This window comes from Dapis hubbardiae BLCC-M172, from assembly GCF_050016015.1.
Classification (GTDB): domain Bacteria; phylum Cyanobacteriota; class Cyanobacteriia; order Cyanobacteriales; family Microcoleaceae; genus Trichodesmium.
This window is the reverse complement of the sequence record NZ_JBNHEQ010000152.1, coordinates 1-15,600: the sequence shown is the minus strand read 5'-3', so window position 1 is coordinate 15,600 and position 15,600 is coordinate 1. Positions and strand designations below refer to the sequence as shown.

Sequence of the window (15,600 nt, the reverse complement as noted above, 5' to 3'; positions counted from 1 at the left end):
ATTCCTATTGCGTATTGCGCAATAGAAAATTTTCCGACCCTCATAGACAAAATTTTTCCTGAGTAAAAATTCCTGTTGCGTATTGCGCAATAGAAAATTTCCGACCCTCATAGACAAAATTTATCTTGAGTAAAAATTCCTATTGCGTATTGCGCAATAGAAAACTTTCCGACCCTCATAAACAAAATTTATTCTGAGTAAAAATTTTTATTGCGTATTGCGCAATAAAAGCTACTACTTCAAAAAATCCTAAAAACAGAAAGTTACAATCTCCAAGTCCTGGCTATAATGTCTAAAATAATTAAGAGCTAAAAATCTATCCAGTCCAAACACTGGCCTTCATGGTTCATATCAAACGCGTGGAACTGACCAACTTTAAATCCTTCGGTGGCACAACGACAATTCCGTTGCTGCCAGGTTTTACTGTGGTTTCTGGGCCTAACGGTTCTGGCAAATCTAATATTCTTGATGCACTTCTATTTTGTCTGGGCTTATCTACTTCTAAAGGTATGAGAGCTGAACGTTTGCCAGATTTGGTTAACAATAAATTAGCTGGACGGAAAACTGTTGAAACTATTGTGACTGTGACTTTTGATTTAGAAGACCTCTCAAATCAAACTAATGGTCATCAAGAACAAGACTCTTCAGAGCCAGAACTACCGGAAGTAGAAGAAAATGGAGCGAAAGTTTTAGAATCTGAATCTGAAGACCCTTTTGAGATAGCTAATTCTTTTGATTCATTAGTAGAGTGGAGTATCTCTCGTCGCCTCCGAGTTACTAAACAAGGTACTTATACTTCTACTTATTATATGAATGGGCAGCCATGTACTCTGACGGAACTCCACGAACAACTAAATCAACTTCGGGTTTATGCGGAAGGATATAATGTGGTTCTCCAGGGTGATGTGACTGGGATTATTTCGATGAAGCCTCGGGAACGTCGCGAGATTATTGATGAAATGGCAGGGGTGGCTCAGTTTGATAGAAAAATTTCTCTGGCAAAAGGCAAACTAGATGAGGTGAAGGAGCAGGAGGAAAAAAGTCGCATTGTGGAAAAAGAATTGCAGAAACAATGTGACCGTCTTTCCCAAGATTGTGTGAAGGCTAAAAAATATCAAGAGTTAAGAGGAGAATTGGAGGAAAAAAGTCTCTGGCAAACTATTCTGAGATGGCAAAATCTCCAAAAACAGGTATGGAAACTTAGAGAGAATATTGAATCAGGCGATCGCTCCCTTACCGAGTTTAACGAAAATATTCAGACTAAACAGACTGAAATTCAGGAGGCTCAAACTGAACTAGATAAACTTAATGCTCAAGTAAAGGCTTTGGGGGAAGAGGAACTTTTAGCTTTACAGTCAACTCTGGCTACTCAAGAAGCGGAGCGCCGACAACTTCAACAAAAGCAGAAAGAATTAGAAACTACTATTAATCAAACCAAAACTAACCTTAGCCAACTAGAAAAAGAAGTAGATAAACACCAGCAAAATTTAGAAGTATTAGCTACCGAAAAAATTGTTCAAAGTCAAAATCTCTCATCTTTAGAAGCTACCCGCAACGGAGCTATTGAAATTCTCAATCAACAACGAGAGTCAGCGAGTGCCATTGCCGATACTGCCGAAGCTTGGGTAAAACAACAAGCTCAACTTCATCATCAAATTGAAACTCTACAACAAACTCTAAACCCCCAACGAACTGAGCAAGCTAGAGTTAGGGAAAAAATTTATCAGTTAGAAAAGCAAATTCAAGAACAACAAGAGTCTCTAGGAACTCTAAGAGTAGAAATTGAAAATAAGACAAAATACCACGAAAAGGTAAAAGAGTCAAAAGAAACAGCCAACTATCAAGTAGAATCTTTGACAAAACAATTAGAGGCTGTAGAACAAGAACTACAAATTCAGCAAGATACTCAAACTCGCCTCCTGCAAGAACAAAGAGATAGACAAAGAAAACTGGATAAATTAGAAGCCCAACAACAGGCAATTCAAGAAGCCACAGGTACTTATGCCACTAAAATGCTACAACAGTCCGGTATTTCCGGCATTTGTGGATTAGTGGCACAACTCGGAAAAGTCGAACCTAAATATCAACTAGCTTTAGAAATTGCTGCGGGTAGCCGTCTAGGAAATATGGTAGTCGAAAATGATCGAGTGGCAGCCTCCGGAATTGAATTTTTGAAAAAGCAAAAAGCTGGCAGAATGACATTTTTGCCCTTGAATAAAATTAGACCTCCCAGACTCAACCAAGATAATAGTTTACGTTGGGGAGCAGCCGGGTTTATAGATTATGCTGTAAATTTGATAGACTGTGACTCTCGCTACGGAAATATTTTTGCTTATGTGTTTGGTTCAACCGTGGTCTTTGATACCTTGGCAAATGCTAGACAACATTTAGGTAAATATCGGATAGTTACTCTGGATGGGGAAATATTAGAGAGTAGTGGGGCGATGACTGGTGGAAGTATGTCGCGCCGTTCCGGGAGCTTGCATTTTGGCACCGTTGATGGTAAAGACTCAACAGAAATGGGAGAAATGGAAAGTCATCGTCAACGTTTACAAGAAATAGATATAGTTCTGGAGCGATGTGTGGCAGAAATTTCTCAACTCCAAGAAAAGGTAAAAGAGCGATCGCAAACCTTAATAGAAGGAAAGCAGTATTTTCGAGAAACTCAGCTAAAAGTAGAACAAATTGAGGCAGAATTACAAAAATTGACCAAACAAGAGGAGCAAGGGCAAAACCAAATAGAGAAAAATACTCAAGAATTAGCTAATGCTCAAACTAGATTAGTATCCCTAGACCAAGAAATTCCAGCTCAGGAAATCCAATTAACTAAGTTAAGAGAAACTTTAGCCGAGTTAGAAAAATCTCATACTCATAGTGAATGGCAACAGATGCAAGCTATGATTCGGTCTCAGGAAGCAGTTTTGCAAGAGGAGGAAACTACATTTCGAGCTGCTGAACAACAACTACAGGATTTAGAAAATCAACAACAACTGTTACAAGAAAAGATAGAAGGAGTTTCCCGTCGCCGTTTAGAATATCAAGAACAAGAATTAAACGCCTTAAATACCATAAAAGAAGTAAATAATCAAATTGCTGTTGTGGATGAGCAAATTTCCCAGACTAAAGCAAATATAGCCAAAGCAGAAGAAAAATTAGGCACAGAGAAACAAAAAAGAGACCAAGCTGAAGCTAATCTACGGGAACTTTATTTAGCCAAACAACAATTAGAATGGCAACTCCAGAAATTACAGGAATCTCAACAGGGACGTCGGGAACAGTTAGTCGCTTTGCAAACCCAGTTAGAAGAGCAAAAGGCAGAATTGCCTGACCCGGTACCAAAAGTGCCGGAAAATATTAAAATAGGAGAATTAGAGAAGGAGGTCAGATCCCTACAGAAACAACTTCAAGCCTTAGAACCCGTAAATATGTTAGCCCTCGAAGAATATGAGCAAACTCAGAAACGACTAGAAGAATTAAGTCAAAAATTATCCACTCTGGAAGGAGAGCGAACAGAACTGTTGTTAAGAATAGAAAACTTTACTACTCTAAGACAACGTTCATTTTTTGAAGCTTTTAATGCTGTGAATGAAAATTTCCAGGCAATTTTTGCCACACTTTCCGAAGGAGACGGTTATCTCCAACTAGATGACCAAGAAGACCCCTTCAACAGTGGGTTAAACTTAGTAGCTCACCCCAAAGGAAAACCAGTACAAAGATTGGCCTCCATGTCTGGAGGAGAAAAATCTTTAACAGCCTTAAGCTTTATTTTCGCCCTACAACGTTACCGTCCATCTCCTTTTTATGCCTTTGACGAAGTAGATATGTTTCTAGATGGGGCAAATGTAGAACGATTAGCTAAAATGATCAAACAACAGGCAGAACAAGCTCAGTTTATCGTTGTTAGTCTACGGAGGCCAATGATGGAATCATCTGAACGAACTATCGGCGTTACCCAAGCTAGGGGCGCTCATACCCAAGTTTTAGGGATTAAAATGACTAAATAGGGTTTGCCAAAAAAGTCTTTTGGTAGGGGTAGGAGTCGTAGGGGCGTTTCATGTCGCTCCGCGAAACGGCCGTTAGCTTCGCATAACTATCGTTAACGCCCGTACAGGAGAAATGGGAATTTAGAGGAGGTATAATTGAGAATTGTCCCTCAATTTTTCTGCCCTTGTCTCCATAAAATGCTGACTTTTTACAGCTCTATAGACTGAAAAGCTGACACTTTTTTCAACTGAAAAAGGCACCTTATTTCTTGTCAATGCTTTTAGATTTAATCAGCAAGCCCTAAATATTAAATCTATTGCTATTGCAAAACTGAAAGTCAATTTAAGAAAGAGGCAAGAGTTACAATAAGTTTCTGAGGGTAAAACCCACTACTAATTTTAGACCAGGGTTATTGTAGATTTAGCAGGAGTCACGAAATCTAATTTAATTATTCATTCACTCCGACTACAAAATTCAGAATTTAATTCTACCTGGGTTCTACTCAATTCTTTATTGATAAACTAAAATTTTATCTGACTTTTGACTTTTGACTTTTAACCTTTAACTTATTATTTAAGAATCGGGATTAGACTATAATGACATCTGAAAAAATCCGCCAACGCTCCGAACTATTAGGAACTCAAATAATTACTCGTGATAAAGGTAAACGCCTAGGAGTAGTAAGTCAGTTATGGGTAGATGTTGATAGACGAGAGGTGGTAGCTATTGGACTACGGGACAATATATTGGCAGTGGCTGGAATACCCAAGTTTATGTTTCTCAAGAACATCCGTGAAATAGGCGATGTTATCTTAGTAGATGATGAAGAAGTAGTAGAAGAAGATATTGATGCTGAAGCCTATAGTAGCCTGATAAATAGTGAAGTCTTGACAGAAAATGGCGAACTATTAGGTCGAGTTAGAGGTTTCAAACTTGATACCAGAGATGGCAAAGTTTTGTCATTGATTATCGCTTCTATAGGTATACCCCAAATTCCAGAGCAAGTTATTAGCACTTATGAACTGTCAATTGATGAAATTGTCAGCAGTGGGCCAAATCGTCTAATTGTATTTGAAGGTTCTGAAGAAAAACTACAACAGTTAACAGTAGGAGTATTAGAACGTCTAGGTTTAGGAGAGACACCTTGGCAACGAGAGGAAGAGGGATTATATTATCCTCCTACTGTAAAACCTGAGAATCAATTAACTTCAGGAACACCAGTTACTCGTGACCCCATTCGTACAGTATCACCCGCTCGTCAGGAAACATGGGATGAAGATTGGGCTGAACCAGAGCCAATCAGAGGTAGAGTAGTTGAACCAGAACCAGTTTATAATGACTATTATGAGCCAGAAGAGACTTCTCCTCCACGGCAACTAGAACGAGAAGCAGTCTATGATGAATATTATGAGGCAGAACCTATAGCCCAGCCATCAGGACGTCAGGTCAGACGAGAACTTGCTAATGATGACTACTACGAAGAAGATAATTGGGGCGACTCAGGTGCTGAATATGATTATGAAGAGGATAAAAATCAGCAGAAAGAGTATCAAGCAACCCCAGAGTATAAATATGATGAGGAGATAGAGAAAGATGCTTGGGCTGATGATGAGGCTCCAAAACCTTATCAAGCAACTCGTGTGAATATTCCTCAGAAAACTAAGGTGCCAGAATATGAGGAGTAAGTAGGTTATTAATTTAGCTTCCTTTGGGATAATTCCCACGCCTGAAAAGTTTGAGCGTGGGATAAGAACGGTTGAATATGGTAGATGGGTTGTTTCTCAGAAAATTTTACCTGGGGAGTCCAGAAACTTGTTGCCCTAAGACTACAGCCTCCCCTGTCCAATATTCTTGCATCTCGTTAAAAGTTTTAAGCTGTTGGCCATAGAGCGGGTTGCCAATGGTTACTGTTTGTGCTGTCTCATCAACTTGCAAGAGTACGACTGCGTGTGCAATATATCCGCCATTTACTGGTTCTTTAACGTGTAGCAAGGCTGGTAGGTTTAGGTTTATTAGCTCAGTAGTTTTTAGTGAGTCTCGAAAATGGCAGGCTAAACCTAGACGATGCAAAGCCCGCATTTCAGCTAGGGTGCTAGTCCCAAATCTATTTGTGCCTGTAAGGATAATTGCGTCCTTTTCCGAGAAATTGGGAAAAGTACCAGTTATGCGAGCAATTGTAGCAATACTGGCAGGAGCGCAAGTGTAGTTTGTTGTTTGTAATACGACTTCTTCAACTACTACTGGTTCCCCTAATAAATTTGTGACGGGAAGAGAGTAATGGATTAGTCCTGCTAATGGAATTGTGATTATTATTACTGCTAAAATTAGCTTTCGTAAACGTTGGCGATCGCCTCGAATAGGTAATTCTATACCTAGTAAAATACCTATACTAAACCATCCTAAACTCAAGACAAAATCATTAGTATATTCTCCATAGAATAACAAAATAATTTTGGGAAACAATTTTAGATTAGCTTTGGCACTTACTAAAAATGTGATGATAACTGTAGCTAGGAATATTAATATTATATAAGTTAATCTTTGATGATTTACTACAGCATTTTCTGCTGTTATTCCTCTATCTGCTAACTTCTTACCTAAGTATAATCCTAGTATTATTGAAACCAAGCAAGTTAAAACAATTACAATCATTTTTATGAGATTTGATGGAAAAATACATTATGGTTTGCTGAAAAAGTATTTTTTGTAAAAGTAGGAGTCAGGAGAAACAGAGAATTTAGAGGAGGTAATGGGAGGAATTATCATTTTATTTTTCTGTAATATTGAGCAAAAAAAATGCTAAGTTTTTGAACCTTTTTCACCTAAAATTTCGTACTTTTTCCAGAAATAAAAAGGCTCAAAGGCTTTACTGATAAAACCTTTGATATTTAATTAGCAGAGCAATAATTATGGTTTGCTGAAAAAGTCTTTTTTAAGGAGTAGGGGAGCGGGGAAGTAGGTACGGACGTTGCACAGGCAAAAATGCGTTTTCCGTTCCGGAATGCTCCGCAAACATGTCGCACAGCGAAACGTCCGTACGGGAGTAATTTTTTTGCTCAACTATCCTCCCAAAATTCTAACTTTTTGATTTTTCGGGAACCGTGCATAAAGAGCTGAAAACTAGGTACTTTTTCCAGACCTAAAAAGACACCTTATTTCTTGTCAATGCTTTGATATTTAATCAGCGGAGCAATAATTAGGGTTTGCTGAAAAAGTATAAGTGGTAGGAGTAGGAGTCGTAGGGGCGTTTCATGTCGCTCCGCGAAACGGCCGTTAGCTTCGCATAACTATCGTTAACGCCCCTACAGGAGGAATGGGGGCGTTTCATGTCGCTCCGCGAAACGGCCGTTAGCTTCGCATAACTATCGTTAACGCCCCTACAGGAGGAATGGGGAATTTAGAGGAGGTAGAAGGAAGAATTAGTAAGAGTTATTTTTCTACCTTATGCACCCTAAAATCCTAACTTTTTAAGCTTTTTAGACCGAAAATATTGCACTTTTTCAAGACCTAAAAAGGTACCTTATTTCTGATAAATGCTTTGATATTTAATCAGCGGAGCAATAATTATCAATTATCAATTATCAATTATCAATTATCAATTATCAATTATCCATTATCCATTATCCATTATCCATTATTAATTATCCATTATTTATCTCCCCTACTCCTCTGCTTCAGAGAGAGTGCTTTTTCTGCCATAGCAATTAATTCTGCCGATGAGTTATTTTCTTGGGGAACCATACTTGATATCCCAATACTAATTGTGACAAATTCATTAATTGGAGATTGACTATGAAGAATTTTGAGATTTTCTACTTCCGATCTGATATTCTCAGCAATAATTAAAGCACTTTTAGTATTAGTATTCGGTAGAATTATTGCAAATTCTTCTCCTCCATAACGAGCGACTAAATATTCGGGAATATTCACAATTTCCTGAATAGTTTTTGCTATTTTTTTTAGACAATCATCTCCAGCTTGAGAACCATAATTATCATTATATAATTTGAAAAAGTCTAAATCGCAAATAATTAACGATAGAGGCAAATTTTCTAGTTTCATTCTTTGCCATTCTTGCTCTAAATATTGATCGAAGCGATGACGATTAGCTATTTGAGTTAAACCATCCAGAGTAGCAAGTAGAGATAATCTTTGATTAGCTAATTTGAGAGTATATTCAGCTTTTTGACTTTGCATTACTACTCCTAAATGAGTGCCTACTATTTTTACTAAATCAATTAAATGCTGATTTTTTGGTAGAGTTTCTTGCTTAAAAAATACCAAAATTGCTAATACCTCATTGCTCCATAAAATTGGCACAGCAAAAGCAGATTTGAATCCCATTTTTAAAGCCAGATTATAACGTTCAAATTCTTGAGATGATATTTCTGAAATATCCTCTATCCATTCTGCATCTTGAGCTTGCCAAACTCTACCTACCAAATCTACATTAGGAGTAAAACTTAATCTTTTGCTATAATTTTGAAACTCAGAAAAATCCTGTGAATTAAGATAGCAAGATTGAGTATATAGAAATCTAGAATTATCAGAATTAGGAAGCCAAGCTTCACCAAAATCCCACCTAATATTTGCACAAACATGATTGATAGTAACTTCTAGGGCAGAATGAATATCTAAGGTGGTACTAATCGCAGGAGTAGTTAACAACAAAAAACGGAGTTGTTCTTCATAATTTTGACGTTCAATAACTTCTTTTTCTAGCTCTAATTTTTTCTCTTTTAACTCTATTTGTAGTTGATAAATAGATAGTTGATTTTCGACTCTTGCCAATACTTCCCGAAGTTTAAAGGGTTTAGTAATATAATCTCTACCTCCTACTTCAAATGCTCTAACTTTATCTACCTCTTCACTATAAGCACTAATAAAAATTATTGGTATTTCTTTGGTTTGTTCTAAAGATTTTAGTTTTTGACATACTTCATAGCCATCTATATCTGGTAAATTAATATCAAGTAAAATCAAATCTGGTTTAGCAATTTGTGCGCCATTAATTGCAATTCTACCATTAATAGCTTTTCTCACATGATACCCATGATGCTCAAGCATAGTTGATAATAGTCGTAAATTTTCTGGTGCATCATCAACGACTAAAATATTTTCTGGCAAATATTGAGACTTTTTTTTATTCATTTATTCCTCACTTTCTATCAATTCAAGGATAACATCTAAACGAAAGTTTTCTACTAAATTTGTTAAGCTGTTAATTAGTTTAACCTCTGTTTGAGGAATTTGCTGAATTAGCTCATTTATATGATGATCATTCATAGATAATGCAGCAAAATGTAATTGTTCTAACCATTCATCAGACATCATACTTAAAGATTCTTTTTTAATTTTTGTTTGAGGTTTTACAGCAATAGAATTTGATGGGAAATTTTCAGAAAAATAATTTATTCCCAAATGATTATCTAACTTTTCTAGTAATAGATTTACTGAAAAAGGTTTAGCAATAAAATCATCACAACCAGCAGCCAAAATAGCATCACGATTTTTATCAAAAACATTGGCCGTTAAAGCAATAATAGTAGTAGCTTTACCCAAGGTTGTTTGCTTAATAATTTTAGTTGCTTCATAACCATCCATAACAGGCATAACAATATCCATAAAAATTAAATGTGGTTGCCAATTTTCCCACATAGATATAGCTTCTTGACCATTCTCAGCAACCTGAAGTTGAAATCCTAAAGGTTCAAGTAATTGTATTAATAATTGACTGTTTTCTTTGAAATCTTCAACTACTAAAATTCTATAACTAGGTTTATTAGGTTCTAAGCCTACTATTTTTTGTCGATTAGATGATGTTTCTCTTTCTAGTATTTCTCTTAATTCTTCAGGAATTTTGGCAATAATTTCAAAGGTAAAAGTTGTACCTTTTCCGACTTGACTACTAACAGATATTTCTCCTCCCATTAACTGGATAAATTCACGACTAATAGGTAAACCTAAACCTGTTCCTTCTATTGATTTTCTACCTGTAGTAGTTTGCACAAAAGGCTCAAACAAAGCATCTATTTCTGACTCTTCAATTCCTAGACCAGTATCTGTAATAGCAAATTTTATTTTGCCTAAAGAATCACCATTACATACTGATAAACTAACTTTTCCTTGAGATGTAAACTTAATACCATTACCTATAATATTAATCAGAATTTGACGCAATTTTCCTTCATCAGCAGTAATAATTTGAGGTAGGTCATCTGCTAATTCAAATAATAGCTCTAAACCTTTTTCACTTGCTTTTAAATTCAGCATATCTTGCAGATGTTGCAGAAAATCGTATAAATCAAATAAATCTTCTTTGAGTGTAACTTTACCAGCTTCAATTTTAGACATAGATAAAATATCATTAATCAAATTTAGCAAATGCTCCCCACTATGATTAATAATTTCTATTTGCTCAATTTGATCCTCATTTAAAGAATCATCACGCGCCAATAATTGACTAAAACCTAAAATTGCATTTAAAGGAGTACGCAACTCGTGACTCATAGAAGCCAGAAAATTAGTCTTAGCAAAGTTAGCAGTTTCTGCAGCTTCTTTAGCATTTTTCAGTTCAATTTCTGCTTGTTTATGTTCAATAATTAAACCAGTTAATCTTGCTAAAGATGCAAGTATTTCTAAATCTCTTGTTTCTGGCAATTGCTTCTTGCTAAAATACATCACAAAAATACCTAAAACTTGCTCTTCTCCACCAGATAAAATTGGTTCCAACCAACAAGAATGTAAACCAGCAGATAAAGCTTGCTGCTTTAGACTTGCGCATGGAGGGTAATTAACCATATCCTCAATAATTACCCGTTGATGAAGATTAATTACTTTACCAAAAGAACAAAGATTTTTCCAAGGTATTGACTCTATACCTTGAAGCCAAACTTGAGGAACATTAGGTGCCACAAAAGGATGTAAATATTCACCATTTTCTTCTAGTAATAAAATTGCAGAATTTAGTAATGGTAATATTTTGTCACTTTGAGTTGTTAATTCCAGTAAAATATTATGCAATGATTTACCTTGAGCTACCATTTTTAGGGCAGTATTTTGTGCATTTTCTAATAAATTTTGCTGCTGACGCTCAGTAATATCAATGACAATAGAAGCAAATCCAATAATTATTCCGTCTGGGTTTAACAGAGGTGTATTATACCAATCACAGACAATAGTTTTACCTGTTTTAGTTAAGTTTTCAGTAATCATATAGTTGCCACCTAAAGGCATTTCAATTATCCTTTTCGCCAGAGCGTTACTATTTTCAGGAACTATTAATTCTAATCCTTTCTTACCTATTATCTCCCTAGAAGAGTAGCCAAAAATTAATTCTGCAGTATGATTCCAAGCAACAATTTCCCACTCATTATTCCATTCAATTACTCCAACTGGAGTATTTTCTAACAGGAATGAAAGCCTTTGCTGGGAAGCTTTAAGTTTTTCCTCTCCTTGCAAACGTTCTAATTCTGCTCCTATTCGTGTCGCAAAAACTTTCAAAATTAACTCTTGAGAAGAACTAAGACTCATTGGTAAGACATCCATCACTACTAACAAACCAATAACTTTACCTTGGGAGTTATATAAAGGCATACCCCAATAACTTTCTATGCCAAATTCAACTAACCAAGCATCTTGAGGGAAAATTTGTTGTAGGGAGTCTGGATAACGACAAATTTCTCCCTTTAATACTCTCTCACAGGGAGTATATAGCGAGGAATATACAATTTGACTTTGTACTTCTGAACCATTCCAAAATGCTCTCATTTCCAAGATATCCTCTGGTTCCTTTGATTCACTAACGCAAACATAACGAACTTGTAAAACTTGAGCTATATTCTCAACACAAGCATGGAAAAAATCATTACCTGTATGATTTGCAGTTCGTTCAACAATCAAACGTAGAGCATCTTCCCGTTGTTTTTGCTCTGTAATATCAATGCCAAAAGATTGAAATTCAATGAAATTTCGATTGCGATCTATAACTGGTTGATTTGTCCAACTCAACCATCGTAGTTCTCCTGAAACAGATTTCATGTAAATTTCTAAAGTTTTTGGACTTATTGATTTAATCTGCTCCTGACTTACTTTATCCTGTATGAATGGGAAAAATTTACTCCCTAATAATTCACTGGAAGATTTACCAAAAAATTCACAGTAGTATTGGTTAACAAATGTGAGCTTACCATCCGATCTCCATCTACAAACCAGTACACTATCCTGTGACTCTACCAACTCCCGATAACGAACTTCACTTTTTCTTAAAGCTTCTTCTATCTTTTTACGATCGCTAATATCCTGATGAGAAATTACCATTCTCTCTGGAATACCAGTGTCATCCCAAAGAGCTTGTCCATGAGCAGAAATCCATTTATATCTACCATCTTTACAAACTGTGCGGTATTCAATACTAAATTGTGAATACTTTTGCTTGAGGTAATCATCTAAAAAATTGATTACCCTATTATAATCATCTGGATGAATACGACTGCACCATTCATCATAGTGGGATTGAATTTGATATTCTTTATACCCCCATATTGCCTTTAACCTTGGTGAAATAAACGCGTCATTAGTTTTAATATTCCAGTCAAAAATCCCCTCATTATTACCTTTTAATACTAACTGCCAACGTTCCTCACTTTTTTTGAGTGATTCTTCTACCTGTCTTCTAATTTGGATTTCTTGCTGCAATAGTTGATTTTGCTCCCCTAATTCTTGTAGTTGTTGTTTTTCCTGCGCCAGAAGATGTGCTTGAGCAATAGCAATACCTAGTTGAGCTGCCACTGCTTCCAATAACTCTTTTTCTTCTGTCGTCCAATGACGCATATAACTACATTGATGCAAACCGATCGCTCCATTAGTTTTACCCTGATAGGAAGTTCTAATTCCCATTATTGACTTAATATCAAGTTCCTCGCATAAAGGCAAAACTCCTTTAAGCATAGGTTCAGCATAAACATCATCAGTAGCGATCGCCGAATCTTGTGACAACATCAACTCAGCATGATCATTACCAAATATAGGTATTTTCAAATCAGAGATTAAATATAGATTGGAACTTTCATGGTGAGCAACTATCGGAATTCTTGGTATCGGAAATTCTGTATAAGTATGAATGAGACAACGATCTACATTTAGAACTTTTGCTATTTGAATTGCTGCTGTTTCGTATACTTGCGCTGGTTCCAAGTCAGAGCGAATTTTGTCACTAATTTTTCTGAGCAATAATGCTTGTTGTATTTGTTTCTCCAGGGAAACTTTCGCTGCACAAAGCTTCATTTCTGCATCTACGCGGTTAGTCACATCCACCTGTACAGCTACATAGTGAGTTAAGTTCCCCCAGTCATCATATACTGGAGAAATTGTGATTTCATTCCAAAATTTACTACCATCTTTGCGCATATTTTCTACTACTACTTGGCATTTTTCCCTCGCAGCGATCGCCTCTCTAATTTTCTGTATTTCTGGTTGATTTGTATCGGAATATTCTAAAAAAGGATAATTTCTGCCAAGAACTTCCACTTCTGAGTAACCCGTAATTTTTTCAAAACCTGAGTTTAGATATATTATTGGTTGATTATCTGAACCTACATAACAAATCACTATTCCTTGAGGTGCTGTAAATATTGCTCTTTCTAATAGTTTTAAACGTTGTTGTTGGTAATGACTTTCTGTGACATCTTTCATTGTTAGCAAATAAGCTATTTTATTTTCCCAAATTATTTCTCCTATCCGCGTTTCTAGAAATATTAATCTTCCTAATTTTTGTCGAACATATATTTCCGTTTCATTGCCATTTATCAAGGGCAAACCAATCTCTTCACCGATTAAATCTGCTGCCGATTTTTGCCATAATAATTCTGTTGCCTGATTCACAAAAACTATTTTACCTTCTCTATCAATAATCATCAGACCTTCTGACATATTACTAATAATTGCCGATAAATTTTTTTCTGTCTGTTTCTTAATTTCTATTTCCTGCTGTAGTTGCTGATTTTGTGATTCTAATTTTAGATGTAGTTTTGTAATTGTGATTTGAGCTTCTATTCTTGCTAATAATTCTCCAGCATGAACTGGCTTATTAATATAATCTATGCCTCCAGCGGCAAATCCTTTTACTTTTTCATCAGTACCCGATAAAGCACTTAGAAAAATCACTGGTATATTAGCAGTTTGACGATTAGCTTTTAACTGTCTACATACTTGATAACCATCCATTTCTGGCATCATCACATCCATTAATATTAAATCTATTTTATTGTTATTTGCAGATTTTAATGCTTCTTCACCAGAATTTGCCTGGATAAAATTATATCCTTTCTGAGTAATAATCTGAGAAATAAAATATAAATTATCAGGCTGATCATCTACTATCAGGATTGTAATTTCGTTGTTGTTCATAATTCAATTATTTTTAGGCGTTGATGGATTATACTCAAAGTTAAGTTTATTTCTAATGAGGTACTGAATACAATTAAGTAGTTTTGCTATTAGTAATTTCCTAGTTGAGAGATGGAATAGGAAACAGGGAACAGGGAACAGGGGGAATTAATTGATAATTTATGGATAATAATTGATTTTATTTTTCATTTTTGGAGAAGTCTAATAGGAAACAGAGAGTCAAGAGAATGTGTAGTTGATTTTACTTATAAACTTATCTCTTCTTCTATTATTCTATCAAATAATTAGAATTAGTCATACAAAATAAATTTCCTAGTTAAGAAAAGCAAAATTTCATTAATTGATAATGAATAATTAACAATTTTTACCGAAAAATCAAGGTATAAAGCCTCTCCATTCATGGAGAAAAGATAAAAAAAATCCTTGATCTTAATCCTCTTTTTTTATAAGAAGAGGTAATTATTAATTATTAATTATTAATTGTTAATTATTAATTGGGGAGTAATTGATAATTTATGGATAATAATTGATTTTATTTTGCATTTTTGGAGAAGTCTAATAGGAAACAGAGAGTCAAGAGAATATGTAGTTAATTTTACTTATAAACTTATCTTTTATTCTATTATTCTATCAAATAATTAAAATTAGTCATACAAAATAAATTTCCTAGTTAAGAAAAGCAAAATTTCATTAATTGATAATGAATAATTAACAATTTTTACCGAAAAATCAAGGTATAAAGCCTCTCCATTCATGGAGAAAAGAGAAAAAAATTCCTTGATCTTAATCCTCTTTTTTATAAGAAGAGGTAATTAATAATTATTAATTGTTAATTATTAATTATTAATTATTAATTATTAATTATTGAATATCCTTCTAAATTCCCCTTAGAAAGCTATGCTTTATACACATCTTTCTTAACATAAAACTTGACAAAATAAACAAATTATCTGTAAGCCTTTAACAGGCTTTTTCCAGAGAAAAAATGTATTGAAAAGTACATTGATTTTGAGAAGTTAAGTAGTTTTGCCTAGCTACTATGACTATTTCTCCCTTCTCCCCTGCTCCCTGCTCCCTGCTCCCCTGCTGCCCACACGGGTTTCAAGACTTATGGGTAATGGATAGCTTATACCAATTCCTAAAAGTAACGCAAGACCTTGAATAACACTTCAGTTATTAAGTAATTAAACTAAGGTAATTACTTTTTTG

The 15,600-nt window shown here is 35.1% G+C and carries 5 protein-coding genes; 2 read left to right on the top strand and 3 right to left on the bottom strand.

The window, feature by feature from the left end; translation table 11 throughout:
• Positions 1 to 341 precede the first annotated feature (341 nt).
• Positions 342 to 4,004: a chromosome segregation protein SMC gene (gene smc / locus ACP6PK_RS13310; protein WP_426560018.1), complete on the top strand. Its 3,663-nt coding sequence runs from the start codon at positions 342 to 344 to the stop codon at positions 4,002 to 4,004.
• 576 nt (positions 4,005 to 4,580) lie between these two features.
• Complete coding sequence (locus ACP6PK_RS13305; RefSeq protein ID WP_426560017.1) at positions 4,581 to 5,669, top strand: PRC-barrel domain-containing protein; 1,089 nt, start codon at positions 4,581 to 4,583, stop codon at positions 5,667 to 5,669.
• A 106-nt stretch (positions 5,670 to 5,775) separates the two neighbouring features.
• On the opposite strand, the gene ACP6PK_RS13300 is transcribed toward ACP6PK_RS13305, so the two are convergent.
• From ACP6PK_RS13300 to ACP6PK_RS13290, 3 genes are all read right to left on the bottom strand, one after another.
• A complete protein-coding gene (locus ACP6PK_RS13300) occupies positions 5,776 to 6,636 on the bottom strand; it encodes a cysteine peptidase family C39 domain-containing protein (protein ID WP_426560016.1) in 861 nt (286 codons plus the stop codon).
• A 996-nt stretch (positions 6,637 to 7,632) separates the two neighbouring features.
• Positions 7,633 to 9,135, bottom strand: a complete 1,503-nt coding sequence (locus ACP6PK_RS13295; RefSeq protein WP_426560015.1) for a diguanylate cyclase domain-containing protein — start codon at positions 9,133 to 9,135, stop codon at positions 7,633 to 7,635.
• Positions 9,136 to 14,391: a PAS domain S-box protein gene (locus ACP6PK_RS13290; protein ID WP_426560014.1), complete on the bottom strand. Its 5,256-nt coding sequence runs from the start codon at positions 14,389 to 14,391 to the stop codon at positions 9,136 to 9,138. It lies immediately after the preceding gene.
• Between the last annotated feature and the right edge of the window lie 1,209 nt (positions 14,392 to 15,600).